The 15,241-nt window shown below is 37.4% G+C and carries 13 protein-coding genes; 2 read left to right on the top strand and 11 right to left on the bottom strand.

All coding sequences use genetic code 11. From position 1 onward, the window contains the following. Nucleotides 1-53 precede the first annotated feature (53 nt). Nucleotides 54-1,328: an MDR family MFS transporter gene (locus RI844_RS02165; RefSeq protein ID WP_348396838.1), complete on the top strand. Its 1,275-nt coding sequence runs from the start codon at nucleotides 54-56 to the stop codon at nucleotides 1,326-1,328. A 124-nt stretch (nucleotides 1,329-1,452) separates the two neighbouring features. On the opposite strand, the gene RI844_RS02170 is transcribed toward RI844_RS02165, so the two are convergent. Continuing rightward, a complete protein-coding gene (locus tag RI844_RS02170; RefSeq protein ID WP_348396839.1) occupies nucleotides 1,453-1,833 on the bottom strand; it encodes a hypothetical protein in 381 nt (126 codons plus the stop codon). A 564-nt stretch (nucleotides 1,834-2,397) separates the two neighbouring features. On the opposite strand from RI844_RS02170, the gene RI844_RS02175 reads away from it, so the two are divergent. Further along, the gene (locus tag RI844_RS02175; RefSeq protein WP_348396840.1) at nucleotides 2,398-3,399 is read left to right on the top strand and encodes a hypothetical protein; all 1,002 of its coding nucleotides are present in this window, start codon (nucleotides 2,398-2,400) and stop codon (nucleotides 3,397-3,399) included. Nucleotides 3,400-3,636: 237 nt separating this feature from the next. Here RI844_RS02175 and RI844_RS02180 read toward each other — a convergent pair whose 3' ends face one another. The 10 genes from RI844_RS02180 to gloA all read right to left on the bottom strand — a co-directional run bounded on the left by RI844_RS02180 (nucleotide 3,637) and on the right by gloA (nucleotide 15,203). Beyond that, the gene (locus tag RI844_RS02180; protein ID WP_348396841.1) at nucleotides 3,637-5,352 is read right to left on the bottom strand and encodes a proline--tRNA ligase; all 1,716 of its coding nucleotides are present in this window, start codon (nucleotides 5,350-5,352) and stop codon (nucleotides 3,637-3,639) included. A 106-nt stretch (nucleotides 5,353-5,458) separates the two neighbouring features. After that, entirely contained in the window at nucleotides 5,459-5,668 is a 210-nt protein-coding gene (locus RI844_RS02185; RefSeq protein ID WP_348396842.1) for a hypothetical protein, read from the bottom strand. Between the two features lie 116 nt (nucleotides 5,669-5,784). Continuing rightward, entirely contained in the window at nucleotides 5,785-6,765 is a 981-nt protein-coding gene (gene trhO / locus RI844_RS02190) for an oxygen-dependent tRNA uridine(34) hydroxylase TrhO (RefSeq protein ID WP_348396843.1), read from the bottom strand. Nucleotides 6,766-6,884: 119 nt separating this feature from the next. Further along, a complete protein-coding gene (tsaA, locus tag RI844_RS02195; RefSeq protein ID WP_348396844.1) occupies nucleotides 6,885-7,610 on the bottom strand; it encodes a tRNA (N6-threonylcarbamoyladenosine(37)-N6)-methyltransferase TrmO in 726 nt (241 codons plus the stop codon). A 25-nt stretch (nucleotides 7,611-7,635) separates the two neighbouring features. Beyond that, nucleotides 7,636-8,031: an Rcs stress response system protein RcsF gene (rcsF, locus tag RI844_RS02200; RefSeq protein ID WP_348396845.1), complete on the bottom strand. Its 396-nt coding sequence runs from the start codon at nucleotides 8,029-8,031 to the stop codon at nucleotides 7,636-7,638. 208 nt (nucleotides 8,032-8,239) lie between these two features. Continuing rightward, entirely contained in the window at nucleotides 8,240-10,636 is a 2,397-nt protein-coding gene (locus tag RI844_RS02205) for an ATP-binding protein (RefSeq protein ID WP_348396846.1), read from the bottom strand. A 261-nt stretch (nucleotides 10,637-10,897) separates the two neighbouring features. Then, nucleotides 10,898-12,754: a DUF885 domain-containing protein gene (locus tag RI844_RS02210; RefSeq protein WP_348396847.1), complete on the bottom strand. Its 1,857-nt coding sequence runs from the start codon at nucleotides 12,752-12,754 to the stop codon at nucleotides 10,898-10,900. A gap of 156 nt (nucleotides 12,755-12,910) precedes the next feature. Beyond that, nucleotides 12,911-14,218 carry a M28 family peptidase gene (locus RI844_RS02215; RefSeq protein WP_348396848.1) on the bottom strand — a complete coding sequence of 436 codons (1,308 nt, stop codon included), beginning with the start codon at nucleotides 14,216-14,218 and terminating at the stop codon, nucleotides 12,911-12,913. Nucleotides 14,219-14,241: 23 nt separating this feature from the next. Continuing rightward, nucleotides 14,242-14,787, bottom strand: a complete 546-nt coding sequence (locus RI844_RS02220; protein ID WP_348396849.1) for a YaeQ family protein — start codon at nucleotides 14,785-14,787, stop codon at nucleotides 14,242-14,244. A 26-nt stretch (nucleotides 14,788-14,813) separates the two neighbouring features. Further along, complete coding sequence (gene gloA / locus RI844_RS02225) at nucleotides 14,814-15,203, bottom strand: lactoylglutathione lyase (protein ID WP_348396850.1); 390 nt, start codon at nucleotides 15,201-15,203, stop codon at nucleotides 14,814-14,816. Between the last annotated feature and the right edge of the window lie 38 nt (nucleotides 15,204-15,241).

A 15,241-nucleotide genomic window follows, 5' to 3' on the forward strand; every position in this document is an offset into this window, starting at 1 on the left:
CCTACATACATATCAATTAATAAAATTAGACAATCAAGTAATAAAGAGTAGTTATGCATAGTGATGTTTCCCTAAACCGATTCAAACAATTTCCACGTTTAATGTGGATTTTATTATTTGGCTCTTTTATAACGCGTGGTAGTTACTACATGGTTTGGCCGTTTCTAGCGGTCATTCTTTATGAAAAATTTGCTTTGTCTGCAACGCAAGTTGGTTTAATACTCTCGAACGCTGCGGTTATTGCTGTTTTAGTAAGCTTTGCCGGTAGTGTATTATCTGATCGAATTGGCCGACATAAATTGATGTACAGCAGTGGTATTTTATACATTATTTCATTTTCAATATTAGCCGAAGCAGACAGCATCACGGGGTATGTGGTAGTTATTACATTGTGCTCTATTGCAACAGCATTATGGCGGCCACTAACGTCAGCGCTTATAGGCGATATAATTTCTGATAGAAAAACGAGAGAGCTCGCTATGCAGTCTCTTTATTTTATCGTTAATGTCGGTTGTGCTGTTGGGCCATTGTTAGGTGTTTGGTTTGGTTTAACTGGTGAGCAGTCAAGTTTTTACATTACTGCTGGGGCTTTTGCCTTCCTATTGGTATTACTTTATTGGGGATTTCATCAACACAAAGTTAATAACAATGCTGCAGATGACATTATTAAACAGCCCGTAGAGACGCCAAAGCAAAAGTCAGATGATGCAAGTCTCCGTAAAATATTTTCAGTGTTACTGCAAGATAGACTGTTGCAATGTTTAATTTTTGCCAATATTTTGTGCATGTTTATTTACGCTCAAATGGATAGCTCACTTATTCAATATTTATCACGTGCACAAGTTCCCAATTTATTAGAGCTAATTTCATCGATGATTTTCACCAATGCGTTAGTGATTATATCGACTCAGTTTATTTTACTCAAACTAATGTCTGGTTTGACCTTGACCGCGCGGATACAAATCGGATTAGTACTATTGATGTTTTCGCAAATTTGGTTGTCAGTTAATCCGCTGGAGCTGTTTTGGGGCTGGATTGGTGCAATTATAGTAATGAGTTTAGCTGAAGCAATACTGTTTCCAACAATGAATGTACATATTGATCGTTTAGCTCCGGATCACTTGCGTGGTGCGTATTTTGGTGCGTCTTCTTTTTATGACTTTGGCTTTGCTTTAGCACCTTTAGGAGGAGGTATTATTCTCGATCACCTAGGCGGTCCTTGGTTATTTATGATCAGCGCTAGCCTATGTCTACTGGTAATCTACTTATATGCAATTTTAGATAAATTACCAAGACCAAGTTTTGAACGTTTAAAAGCCGATAGTTAAAAAGTAGAAACGAGGTACTAGAGACGAGAAACGAAGAGCTGAACGTGCCCATCTTTCGGTAAAGTGAACAAAGACAGGATGAAATCTATAAGGCTTATAGGTTTCATCCTATTGTTTTTAATGGCTAATGTTTTGTTGAGGAGTACAGGCTATTGCTTGAACAATTAGCCAAAGCCCTAAACTCTTTAAGTAAGGCTTTACCTTCGTCGCTACTTTCCATTATATTTTCACCAGCCGCCCAAGACTGCATATCAGGGTAAACATCGACAAACATAAAACCTTCTTGATTGCCGACTCTTGGTGCTAAGTCGTAACTGTTAATACCGCCGCCTTTAACATTAGCATTCATGAACTTAACCCACTTATCATTTAATGCACCAGCGTCTTTCATGGTTTTGCCGTCATTTAATTTACACTGCCAAACATCAACAATAGTGGTGTCTGCAAAACTGTATGAACTAAATAAAATAAATAAACTGGCGATTAATTTAATTGTATTTTTCATTATTATTTCCTCGATTTAATTATCCAAAGAAAACGAGGGAATATTTACCCAAGACGGCATTTCTATAAAGCACAACGTGGATAATTATTGTACAGCTATGCAGATAATACAAATTCAGACATTGTTTTATGCTGTTATTGGTTATTACAGCCACTGTGTGATCATCCATTCATCTACTAATGAAGGAAGTTGTTACATAACTTCAATGACAATTAATAAATTTATCGTCAACAAAATACACTATTCGTAAAAAAACACACTTATTTTGATTTTTTTTAAATCTGAATAAAAGTAATGCTGACAGAAACTTACAATTAATTAACGGCTGAACGTTGTGAAAATTCAAATTTAACTGTTGATTTTTTAATCTTTAAGTGTTTATATTCTATAAAAGTCACCAAGATGTATGCGTGGTGCTACTTAATAACACTCTGCAGGTGTACGTTATAAGTTTTTGGACAGGTTGCTGATTTGTCCATGTTTATGAAAAGTTGCTATGAAGTTCAACGAGCTCTATCAATTGATGCTTAATAGCAACAGTCAATGTATCAAGAGGAAGTTAAAATGAAAGTTAATAAATCTATAATCTGTTTATCACTTGCGGCTTTGTTATCAACTACAGCTCTGGCTGGTAATAATGGCAGTGGTCCAAATGGTAAACCCTTCATTGAACTGGCAGGTCAAATCGTTGAAGTGCAGAGTGATATTAGTACGCTAGAAGATGAACATGATGCTCTGGTTGCGCAAGTCAACAAATTAGAGTTGGATTTACAGGGGCAAATTGAAGCTATCTCAGCAGAAATCACCACGTTAAAAGCAACGGATGCCAGTTTACAAGCCTCATTACAATCTAAAATTTCAGCGTTGGCAGAACAAGGTACGGCCATTGATGCATTAATTTCAGCATTAACTGAGGTTAACTCTGATTTAATCACATTAGCAAATACTGCAGAAGATAATGCCACTGCGATTGAAAGCTTAGAAACCGATAAATCGGCAATACTTGATGACATTGCTACACTTGACGGTGGTATTTCTACGGCAATGGCTGAAATTGTCGATAATGCAACGCTAATAGGCATGTTAGAAGACGATATAGCACAACTTACAGAGAATAAGCAAAATGATGTGCAGGGTAGTTGCCCTGAAGGAACTAGTGTTGTTAACGTTAGCGATGATGGCTCATTAGTTTGTGGTGATATTAATAGTGGCGGAACCATTAAGACATTAACAGTAATTAGTGCCGAAAGAGACTACAACAACAGTGTTGAAAAGATTAAGACCTGCGTAGTACCAAGCCCAAGTGGCGGCTGCCTTGAATTCACCACAGAAACTAATTATAACCTGGCAGCAGGACCGGTTTTTGCAGAATGTCCAGAAGGTTATGTGGTAACTGGCGGCGGGCTCCAAATTAGAAGTGCAATAGAAAAGCTTCAAGCTTTCAAACAAAAACCTCAGCTTAAAAAGGGCCTTTGGAACTGGGTGGTATTCTTTAAAAACCATGCCAGAAGCAATACAAAGAATACCTTCGCCAGTGCTGTTGCTCAGTGTTCGTTAATTGAATAACTATACTCCACGAATAGAGCTTACAAAATAACGTAGAGATCGAAAGAGTATTAGCAAACAGATAAGCATATGAATGGATAAATGCTCACAACGATCCTTTTAATTCCGTGTTCAACTTACTGAACACGGATTTTTTTATTCAGGCTGCGATATCTTATTATTACTATCAAGCTATCAGGCATAAAAAATGCCAATCAGCTTAACTGACTGGCATTAATTTGTAGAGCTTTAAACTGACTATTTAGCCTTGATAAACTCTAACACGTCTGCAATTTTAAGCGTTGATTTGTCGCCTGAAATACGGCTTTTGTATTCAACTTCGGCGTTGTCCAAATTACGTTCTCCAACAATAATACTATGCGGAATACCAATAAGCTCCATGTCTTTAAACATAACACCTGGACGCTCTTTACGATCGTCAATCATTACTTCAATGCCCGCTGCTTTTAAGTCACTGTAAAGTTGCTCTGCGGTTTCATGAACACGGTGAGATTTGTGCATGTTCATTGGAATGATCACAACTTTAAAAGGCGCAATGGCTTCTGGCCAAATAATACCGTTTGCATCATTATTTTGCTCAATTGCAGCGGCAACAATGCGAGACACGCCAATACCGTAACAACCCATAGTTAAAGTTTGGTTTTTACCTTGGTCATTTAATACTGCTGCGCCCATAGCTTTGGCATATTTTTCACCTAATTGAAAAATATGACCAACTTCAATGCCGCGTTTAATTTCAATGCTGCCGTTACCGCATGGGCTAGGATCGCCAGCAACCACGTTACGAATATCAGCTACGGTATAGTCTTTAATATCACGCTCAAAGTTTGTGCCGGTAAAGTGAAAACCAGTTTCATTTGCACCACAAATAAAGTCGCTTAAATGAGCTGCGCTTCTATCAACGATAACGGTAATATTTAAACCAACAGGACCAATTGATCCCGCATCACAATTAGCCGCTGCGGTAATTTGTTCTTCACTGGCAAATGCTAGTGGTGAAGCAATACCGGCAATTTTTTCAGCTTTAAGTTCATTAAGAGTATGATCGCCTCGTAAAACGAGTGCTACGATTGGCGCGGTGTCGCCTTCTTCACATTCTCCAACAACTAACAGAGTTTTAGCTACTTGATTTGCTGCTACATCAAAGAATTTACACAGTTCTTCAATAGTGTGTACATCAGGCGTAGCAACTTTGCTAATACCCATTTCAGCAGGAGCACGTTCACCAGCAGGAGCTAACGCTTCAGCTTTTTCAATGTTTGCTGCATAGTCACTGTGTGAGCTAAAAGCGATATCATCTTCACCTGATTCAGCAAGCACGTGAAATTCATGCGAAGCATCACCACCAATTGAACCCGTATCAGCAATTACTGGGCGGTAATCCAATCCTAATCGTTCAAAAATTCGACAATATGCTGCGTGCATTTCTTGATAAGTTTTATCTAAACATTCTGTTGATAAGTGGAATGAGTAGGCATCTTTCATTAAGAATTCACGACCACGCATTACACCGAAACGAGGGCGAATTTCATCACGAAACTTTGTTTGTATTTGGTACATGTTAAGCGGTAATTGCTTGTATGAGTTTAACTCGAAGCTAATTAACTTAGTGATCACTTCTTCATGAGTAGGACCTAAAACAAACGAACGATTATGTCTGTCTTTCAAGCGCGCTAATTCAGGTCCGTAATCTTCCCAACGGCCAGACTCTTCCCATAAATCTGCAGGTTGTACCAGAGGCATTAGCATCTCAATAGCACCGGCACGATCCATTTCTTCACGTACGATGTTTTCAACTTTCTTTAATACTTTTAATCCGGTTGGCAACCAAGTGTATAAACCTGAAGCCACAGGACGAATTAAACCCGCACGTAACATGTATTGATGACTGATAACTTCAGCATTTGCTGGGGTTTCTTTCAAGGTAGAAAGTAAATATTGGCTTGTGCGCATTACTGTACAATTCCGAAATAGAGAGTGATAAAAATTTTCAGTATTCTAACAGCACAAACCGCTTTGGCAAAACCGAAATTGCTGAATTAGGTGAATTAATTATGTATTAGCGATTACGTCGTATGTAGTTACGTTTAAGGCTACTATGTTTGTGACAGCGTCTGCGGGTGTTTAACCACCACATATTGTGTGTTTCATCATTGATTGATATATCGGCGGAAGAAGATTCTAGAGGAGAAATATGCTGAGCAAACTCAACACTGGTAACTAGGTAGTTATCACGTAACTGTTCATTATCAGAATTAACATCAGTCATAATTACCACTATAGAACTGGTTAAATTTTGTACAATGATAAATGTATTTAAATCAGAATTCAAATTTAATTAATACGCTGATGTTTGGTTAGATTAAACATCAGCGTAAAAATAGCTTAAGCGCTTTCTTGTTGTTGCTTAACTTTTGCTTTCTTATCTTGACGGCGTTGTTCAATTGTTTTGGTTACTTCACTGCCGATGTGGCTTTCACCGCGGGCTTTGGCTAAATTCATTTGCTTTTCACGTTCAGCATAACGAGCTCGCTGTTCATCTGTTACCTTGTTTATACAACGGTGACAGCTAACGCCTCGTTTGTACTCTGGCAATTGCATTTCTTCTTTAGTAATTGGCATACGACAAGCGTGGCATTGATCGTATTTACCTTTTTCTAAAGAATGATCAACGGCAACACGATCATCAAAAACAAAGCAGTCGCCTTGCCATAAAGTATTCTCTTGTGGCACTTCTTCTAGGTATTTTAAAATGCCGCCTTCGAGGTGATACACTTCATCAAAGCCTTGCTCTTTCATATAGGCAGTAGACTTTTCACAACGAATGCCACCGGTACAGAACATGGCTACTTTTTTGTGTTTAGCCGGGTCTAAATTCTCTTTAACATATTGCGGAAACTCTCTAAAGGTTTCTGTTTCAGGGTTTACTGCGTATTTGAACGTGCCAATTTCAATCTCATAATCATTACGAGTATCAACCAGTAAGACCTCAGGATCCGAAATTAACGCATTCCAGTCTTGTGGCTTAACATAAGTACCGACAACTTGTTTAGGGTCGATACCTTCAACGCCCATGGTAACGATTTCTTTTTTAAGCTTAACTTTACAACGCTTAAAAGGAGCTTCACTGGTAAACGATTCTTTATGAGATAAGTTGGCTAAACGTTCATCGGCTTGTAAAAATGCCAATACATTATTAATACCATCACGAGAGCCGGCGATAGTGCCGTTAATGCCTTCGTTGGCAATTAATAGGGTGCCTTTAACATCGTTAGTTTCCATGGCGTTATGGATAGGTTTTCTTAGCTGTTCAAAGTTTTCTAAAGTGACAAACTTATAAAGTGCACAAACAACAAATTGTGACATGGTAATTCCTCTGCTGACCAGAACGTAAATCTGGCGCTAATTAGGTTAATCAATATTGAGCTTTATTATGTGATATGGGTAACCACAACAAAGGCGGGGATTATACCTAGTTAGAATAATTATACCAAGTTTAACTTTTCAATACTAAGAACTGTGCATTGATTGTGGTGTATTTGCCAGCGAATATTCAAATCATATAAGCTCATGCCATATTCTTGTAATTCGGTATTTGCTTTTTTATACGCCGGCCTTGGATCTTGACTTAAAACTTGTTGGATGAATAACTTCAAATCTTGATAGTTTGCTGCAAGCAGGTTCAAATGTTGCTGTGCCGTGAGGCTAAAATTGATGCAATAATTTGTATTCTCTGGGGTTGGAGCCATAACAGACAAAGCTTCTTCAACTCTGTCAGAGTAAGGGATATAAGGCTTAATATCTAAAATGGGGGTGCCATCGAGTAAATCTAACCCGCTTATTTCAAGAGCTATATTGTTATTTATCTTACACATGCCATTAAGCTGTACTGCAGACATTCCAATGGGGTTTGGCCTGAACGTTGAACGCGTAGCCAATACACCGGTTTTCTTATTTCCGCCCAAACGTGGTGCTTTAACTAATGGTTTCCAGCCTTGTTCGCTAGTGCCATGAAAGACAAAAATCAACCAAAGGTGAGAATGTTGTTCAATATCTCGCACTAACTCCAATTGATTTTGCTCAAGCAGCAACTCAAGTTTGCCGTGAGCCGCAGTAACTAAGCCAGGTTGTCTAGGGATAGCAAACTTTTGCTTATAAGGTGAATGGATTACACCTATAGGAGAAAATGAATAATTGTTTTGGATTGTCATAATTTTAGCTTAGAAAGTATGAAAATTAATTACTGCTCACTTGAAATGCTTTGCCATAACACACCATCATCTCTAAACATTGTTGATCTTCGATCAGTGTGCAAGAAGTAAAGATAACTGCATTTGCATCCATACTTGCCGATTTTTCTCTAGCCATAGTTCGAGCATCTGCAGCATTGGCAGGTGCATCATTTTCTTTAGCTTTGCAACTTTCGCCTTCAACAAGACCTAAAGAAATAACTTTACCGGGTAGATCATCTTCATTTTGATAAACGGTGACGTTGCCTGCAGCAAAATACTCTTCAAAGTTTTCTTTGTCTAAGTTGGTTTCAACACTTGGCCCGTTTGCACATGCAAACAAGAAACTAACACTGCTGATTGTTAGCAGGTTTATCAATTTTTTAACTTTGGTTATTTTCATCAGTACTTTCATTATTATTTAACTTTCTTTTTGGTTGTCATAAAGTTTTAACATTCATCGTTTATCGTAGTTGTGAGTTAGTAAATAACTCATTTCCACTATTAGCGTATTAATACCCCTAAGTTGATATACGTGTTAGCCCACAACTATGTTGTGGGCTTTTTTTGCACTAGGATGCACTTATTCTTGTTCAACGTATATAGGGTGATTATTTTATATGCTTATGAATTACAGTTTCAATATCAGCCAGCAAAAATGGTTTCGATAAAAAGTCATCCATACCTGATTCAATACATTGTTGAACATGCTCACTTTGTGCATCTGCAGTTAACGCAATAATTGGGATATGATCATAATTTTTATTGGCACGTATTGTTTGGCTGGCAATGTGGCCGTCCATCACTGGCATATGAATATCCATAAATATCAGCTGGTAGTTATTGTTCATGACTGCGGCGACAGCTTGCTCACCATCTTCAACGATATCCACTTCAATACCAAGTTTTTCAAGTAACCCCTTAGCGACAATTTGATTTAATTTAAAGTCCTCAGCCAGTAACGCGGTTATTCCCTGAAAAACACTGTGTGGTTTTTCTATTGCTACTGTTGCCGTTTCAGCAGTTAAAAAGCTGATAATACTATTAAATAAAACAGGACAATGCAGGGTACTGACATTATCCTTAAAGGCAAATAATTCCTTACTGTCATTCTGATTAAAATTAGCGATTAATAGCAATTGAATGTTATCGTTATTTAACCAGTTTTTTTGCGTATTTAATATGTTATTTACATCAAAGTGATTACAGTCAGTCAGGTCAATTACTACCAAAGACTTATTGATGATTTCAGCTTGTTTTTCTGTCAGTATTTGTAAATTTGAGCTGTTCAATACAAGATTAAGCGCATTTGCCTGTTGCTTAAAAATGTCTATATGATGTTTGTTATCGCTGTATAAGTGTATTGGTTTCTTTAATAGTTCAATTGTAATTTTAGGAAGTTCTTTTGTTAACGGTATGCTTAAATCAAACCGACTACCTTTTCCCTGTTGTGACTCAACCGTGATGTCGCCATCCATTAAAGTGGCTAAACGTTTACATATAGTTAAACCTAAGCCTGTACCACCATGAATTCTAGAGATAGAGTTATCAGCTTGTGAGAAAGGCTCGAAAATATGTTCAAGTTTATCGTCACTTAAACCTATACCGCTGTCGGTTACTGAAAAAATAACGTTGCTTTTAGTTTCATTGTAGTCAAGGGATACGTTGATAAAACCTTGCTCGGTAAATTTTACAGCATTGGAGGTTAAGTTCAGTAAAACCTGTCCAATACGAACAGGATCCCCATAAAACTTGGTATTTAAGTCTGGGGCGATGTTAAATTGTAATTGCAGCTTTTTATCTTGTGCGCTTATCGCTAAAACATTAGCGATACGATCAAAAATTGACAGTAAATCAAATTCAATATTGTCCAGCTTAAGTTTGTCGCTATCAATTTTAGAAAAATCTAAAATATCATTTAAGATATCAAGTAACTGCCTTGCTGAGAGCAATATTTTATCAACATAAAGCTTATCTTCAGCGGCAAGGTTTTGATCTTGTAATAGTTGTGAAAGTCCGATTATACCGTTCATTGGTGTACGAATTTCGTGACTCATATTGGCTAAAAACTCACCTCGTGATTTATTCGCCGCCTCTGCTTGTAATTTAGCTTGTTGAGCAAGCTGAGCTTGTTGTTCAAACTTAGAAACTGTTTTGGCAATATCATCTTGCATTTGGTTCATTGAATTAAGCAATAAATTTACGTCAGCGGTTTTACTGTCAAGTTTTGGTCGTTTAGTAAAGTCGCCATTGGAGATACGTTTGGCTAAATTCGTGATCGTTAATAGTGGGTTTGAAATGTGTTTTAGCAAGTAAAAACGAATAGATAATAACGCTAAAATAAAGGCTATTTGTAACAGCAACTTAGTGAGTCTGATGTATTTTATTTGTTGTTCTAAATTATTACTTTTATTTAGGTGCCATCTATCATAAGCATGTTGGAATATATCAACCTGGGCCATAATTTCACTTTTGCTTTTTAAATATTCCTCGCCATATAAAATATCCAGTGACTTTATTTTACCCTCAGGTGTACCTTGCTGAAATGCTTTAATCGCTTTAATTTCACTCGACAATAAATTATCTGCCAAGTTAACGGCAATTTTAAGTTTATTTAGCTCATTATCAGGCGCTAATAAGTCTTCGACTATTTCCGCTAATGGCACTTCTCGATAATTTTTCTCTTCTCTTTCAGTATGTACACGGTCCCAATATATACTGAAATAATTTTCAGGTCGTAATCGTTCGCCATTACGAATTTCTAGAATTTCATAAAAATAATTACGATAGGTTTCATCACCGGTAACGATATAAGTTCGCGATGTTCTAGTTAATTTATTTGAGGTATCTCTAACTTGTGAAGCAAGTTCCATTATTGCGATACGGTCGTTTTCAAGCGCATTGAGTTGGCTAGTTGTTAGTTGATAGTAATAGAATACACTAATGTTGGCCGTGATCAGCACTAACAGCAGCATAAAGAAACGCGAGAAATAACGATTTATAGTCATTAAATTTGAACAGCATAATCAGATGAATACATTGCTCTAAAGTGTACCACTGAAGCTTAAATTTAGCGAAAAACTTTATCTTTTTTATGATGTTATATTAATTTGATTGGAATAGTCCAGATGTTGTAGCTTTTCGTTTCTAGTTTCTAGTTTCTAGTTTCTAGTTTCTAGTTTCTAGTTTCTCGCTCCTCGTTTCTTTTTTTAGTGAAGAATTAAAAAAGCCGCTAACAATAGCGGCTTTTATTCAATTGATAAAAAGTATTACGACGCTTTTTTCTCAGCTATGTAGTTTTTCATCATCGTATTCATAACATCTAATGGTAACGGACCATTTTTAAGATATACATCATGAAATTCGCGAATATCAAACTTATCGCCAAGTTCAGTCTTAACCATGTCGCGCATACGTAGAATCTCTAGCATACCAATTTTATAAGCAGTTGCCTGTGAAGGCATAACTGCATGGCGTTCAACCATTTTGACTGCATCTGATTTAGCATTAGGGGTATTTGTTACATAGTAATTAATAGACTCTTCACGAGTCCATTTTTTGACATGCATACCGGTGTCTACAACCAGACGACAAGCGCGCCATAATTCCATGGCTAAACGACCAAAATCAGAATATGGGTCTGAGTACATACCAATTTCTTTTGGTAGCATCTCAGTATATAACCCCCATCCTTCACTGTAAGCAGTGTAACCGCTAAATTTACGGAAAGTTGGAATGCCTTCAAGCTCTTGCGATATAGCTAATTGCATGTGATGACCAGGAATACCTTCATGGTAAGCTAACGCTTCCATTTGATACGTTGGCATAGCTTTCATATCATAAAGATTGGCGTAATACATACCAGGGCGAGAGCCATCTGGGGCTGGACGATTATAAAATGCTTTGCCGGCAGATTTTTCACGAAATGCTTCAACGCGTTTTACAATTAAATCAGCTTTAGGCTTAACCAAGAATAACTCATCAAGGCGAGTTTTCATGGTATCAATTAATGCTGTCGCTTCGTTTAAGTAACGCTGCTTTCCGGCTTCATCATCGGCATAATAAAACTGCTCATCGGCACGCATAAATTGCATAAATGCTGCCAAGTCACCTTTAAAGCCCACGGCGTCTTTTATTACACGCATTTCACTATGAATACGGTCAACTTCACTTAAACCAATTTGGTGAATTTCTTCAGAAGTTAATTGTGTTGTTGTTGTTTTAGCTAAAGCATCATTGTAAAAATCATTACCTTGCGGGAATTTCCAGGCCCCAGCATCATTTGTTGATTTTGGTTCAAGGTTGATCAAGTAATCTACCAAGTTTTGGTACGCTGGTTGAACATTAGTTATTAATGCTTCTTTTGCCGAAGCAATCAGTGCTGATGATTCAGAATCACTGAGTTCAAGTTTCGCAACTTTCTTTTTAAAATCAGCTAACAGAGTTGAATCTTCGCCTGTGGTAAATGGTGCACCAGTAATCAAATTTTGTGAGTCACGAATTACGTGTGGAAAAACAAAACTAGGGGCTATAATGCCTTTATCTTCGCGAATTTTTAATTGAATAATTAATTGTTCAACAACCAATTCAATACCTGATAAACGCTCAACATAAGCTGTAGCTTCATCGGCATTACTTACCGTATGCTGATTAATTAAAAATGACGGAATGTTTGAATGCTGACCATGCATTTGATTTACAGGGTAGCTGTGATAGCGCCATTTGTAATTGGCAATTTCTTGTTCAAGACTACGCTCTGCAAGTTGGTAGCTAATTTTGGTTTGTGCATCTAGCGCATTATAATCAAAAGTGTGCAGAGCAACTAACTCGTCTTTGGTTATTTGCAATTCTTTTTCTGCATTGGCCTCAGAATTATCATTCCATTTGCCATAATCTTTTTTTATGCCTAAATATGTTTGAAATTGTGGGGAGCGCATTACCGCGTCCATAAATGTTTTTTCAAAATGGGCATTCAATCTGGTTGATTCATTTTGCTCTACAGCTGTTCCTGCAGTTTCTACTGCTGGTACGGCCGAGGCTTCAGTTTGAGTAGGTGCAGAACTATTACAACCGAATAATAGTGAAGAAGAAAGCGCTAATGCGATTAATGATTTGTTGGTTTGCATTTAAATTCCTATAAACATGGAAAAATTTAATTGCCAAGAGGGTGCCTTATTTTGTAATTAATGGCAACTTTAATGGAAGTAATTGTAAAACCTACAGGATAAAGTGCAGGTTTTGTGCGATGTATAGCAAGTAGTTATAAATCAATAAGTAATGGATTAGAAAATCAGGCCATTTTCCCTAGGTTTTACTTTTTCTATTCTGTTTGGAGTATCCTTGCCATTGATCAATGACGTGCTTGCTGTCGCGATACTATTGATGATATCTGTCATTTGCTGCAAATCTAACGTTGCAAGCTCATCACTCACTTGATGATAGTCATGATCATTAGTCATTTGGGTACTAGATAAACTGTGTGCGGGAACACCAAGTTGTGCAAGTGATGCATTATCAGAGCGGTAGAATAATTTATATTTAGGGTATGGATCAGCAAAGACCTGCTGCTTTGTCGAATTTAAATTTTTGTTAAGTATTTGTGCCAAATTTGACCGCTCATAGCCTGTCATCCAAAAGGTACCAGGGCCAAATTCTGATGGTTTTCCAATCATTTCGATATTTAACATGGCAATGATACTGTGTGCATCTATGTCTTTGATGAAATAGCTAGAGCCTAAAAGCCCTGATTCTTCGGCCGTGAAAGTAACATACATTATGCTCCGTTCATTCTCTATGTATTGATAATGACGAGCTAAGTTTAACACCGCACTTACACCTGAGGCATCATCATTAGCACCATTGTAAATGCCATCTTCTTCACCATTAGCGGTTGTGCCAATATGATCATGATGCGCCGAAAAAATCACGAACTCCTCTGGTTTTCGTGATCCTGGTTTTACCGCTATGATGTTTGTTAATTTTTCTTGTTGATGCAAGATTGAACCATTAACTGTTAAATCTTCAACATTTAATGTATCGGTCAAAATCATCACTAAAGTAGCAGGTTTTCTTTGTTCTATGCTTTGGCTACCTTGAGTAAAGTGGTTCTGATAGCGCTTAAATAGTTCTGTATGAGCACTGTTTACCAATAATAAAGTATTGCCACCTTTAACATTTGCTTGCGTGATTACAGAACGTAGGTTGTCGGTTTTGCTCACAACTTTGGTGGAAATATTCTTTTCATCAAAGTTAAAGTTGTTCGTACTACCGGCAAAAGCAATATGCTGTTGAGCTATTTGTTTCGAGTTTAGCAAAACGTTTATTTGCATTGGTGTATAACGATGCAAAGCAAATTCTTGTTTAAAGCTGGTTAAGCCGTCTAGTGGTTGCAAGCCTGCCTGTTTAAACTGCGTTGCGATATAATCTTCAGCGATACTGATTTCAGTACTGCCAGCAAGACGTCCTTTTAATTCATCAGACGCTAAAAATTGCATGTCTTTTTCAATGCTGCTAATACTAATGTCGCCAGCGAAAGAAATACAAGAAAAAGCACCCAATAAAAGGGCGCTGTAGTAGGCTTTATAATTCATTATATTTGATCTATTTGTTGGTTCTAGTTTATTGGTTCTAAAAGGGTCTCAAGGTCAATCTGAACAGTGGTGTCATGATTGCCAAGCCAAATTTGGCCAGAATCAATACTGCATTGTAAGTCCATGGTACGATCGACCAAAGTTGCCAATTGCGCACAGGTATCTTCATCAATTTTATATATGGTTAAATTAGAAAAACTCGACAATTTGTTTTGAATTTTTTTCCACCAAACATCCGCCACCGCGCCGTAACTGTACAAACGCATTTCTTTAGAACGAGTGCAGCCCTTTTTAATCCGTTTTTCATCAATTTGGCCTAATTCTATCCATAAATGAATTTGTTCAGAGTAGTCTTTTAACCAAATTTCTGGTTCATCATCATCGCTTAAGCCCTTGCAAAATTGTAGATCTTGCTCCGCATTTAAAATGTAAGCCAAAATTCTTACCATCATACGCCGATCCGTTTCTGAAGGGTGTTGAGGGATAGTAATATTCAAGGTGTCGTAGTAATGCCTATCCATATCAGATAACGAAATAGTAGCTTTATAAATGGTAGCTTTTTGGGCCATAATATTTTCAAAAATTAACTCTGCAGTTAATCTTCTTTTGCCTGTATTAATTCAATGGCATAGCCATCGGGGTCTTTAACAAAAGCGATTTCAGTCGAACCGCCTTTTACTGGGCCGGGAGCGCGCGATATGATTCCGCCAAGAGATTCTATTTTTTCGCACGCGGTGTACACATTGTCTACTTCTATGGCAATGTGGCCAAATGCTTGTCCCAATTCATATTCTTTTACTCCCCAATTATAGGTGAGTTCCAATACCGTTGAGTTCGCCATATCGTCATACCCTAAAAAGGCTAATGTATATTGATATTGTTCGTTGTCACTACGGCGCAGTAAACGCATGCCTAATACATCTTGATAGAAGTTGATCGAGCGGTCTAAATCACCAACTCGTAGCATGGTATGTAAAATTCGCATTCAGCTTTTTCCTTAGTATCCTAGCTAAAACTTACAGT

Origin of the sequence: Thalassotalea fonticola (genome assembly GCF_032911225.1) — a bacterium.
In the GTDB taxonomy this organism is placed as follows: Bacteria; Pseudomonadota; Gammaproteobacteria; order Enterobacterales; family Alteromonadaceae; genus Thalassotalea_A; species Thalassotalea_A fonticola.

Bases quoted from the DNA above. Each gene is read 5' to 3' on its own strand.
- RI844_RS02220 (WP_348396849.1), bottom strand. From the start codon at position 14,787: ATGGCCCAAAAAGCTACCATTTATAAAGCTACTATTTCGTTATCTGAT.
- rcsF (WP_348396845.1), bottom strand. From the start codon at position 8,031: ATGAAAATAACCAAAGTTAAAAAATTGATAAACCTGCTAACAATCAGC.
- gloA (WP_348396850.1), bottom strand. From the start codon at position 15,203: ATGCGAATTTTACATACCATGCTACGAGTTGGTGATTTAGACCGCTCG.
- RI844_RS02165 (WP_348396838.1), top strand. From the start codon at position 54: ATGCATAGTGATGTTTCCCTAAACCGATTCAAACAATTTCCACGTTTA.
- RI844_RS02170 (WP_348396839.1), bottom strand. From the start codon at position 1,833: ATGAAAAATACAATTAAATTAATCGCCAGTTTATTTATTTTATTTAGT.
- RI844_RS02175 (WP_348396840.1), top strand. From the start codon at position 2,398: ATGAAAGTTAATAAATCTATAATCTGTTTATCACTTGCGGCTTTGTTA.
- RI844_RS02180 (WP_348396841.1), bottom strand. From the start codon at position 5,352: ATGCGCACAAGCCAATATTTACTTTCTACCTTGAAAGAAACCCCAGCA.
- RI844_RS02185 (WP_348396842.1), bottom strand. From the start codon at position 5,668: ATGACTGATGTTAATTCTGATAATGAACAGTTACGTGATAACTACCTA.
- RI844_RS02215 (WP_348396848.1), bottom strand. From the start codon at position 14,218: ATGAATTATAAAGCCTACTACAGCGCCCTTTTATTGGGTGCTTTTTCT.
- RI844_RS02205 (WP_348396846.1), bottom strand. From the start codon at position 10,636: ATGACTATAAATCGTTATTTCTCGCGTTTCTTTATGCTGCTGTTAGTG.
- RI844_RS02210 (WP_348396847.1), bottom strand. From the start codon at position 12,754: ATGCAAACCAACAAATCATTAATCGCATTAGCGCTTTCTTCTTCACTA.
- trhO (WP_348396843.1), bottom strand. From the start codon at position 6,765: ATGTCACAATTTGTTGTTTGTGCACTTTATAAGTTTGTCACTTTAGAA.
- tsaA (WP_348396844.1), bottom strand. From the start codon at position 7,610: ATGACAATCCAAAACAATTATTCATTTTCTCCTATAGGTGTAATCCAT.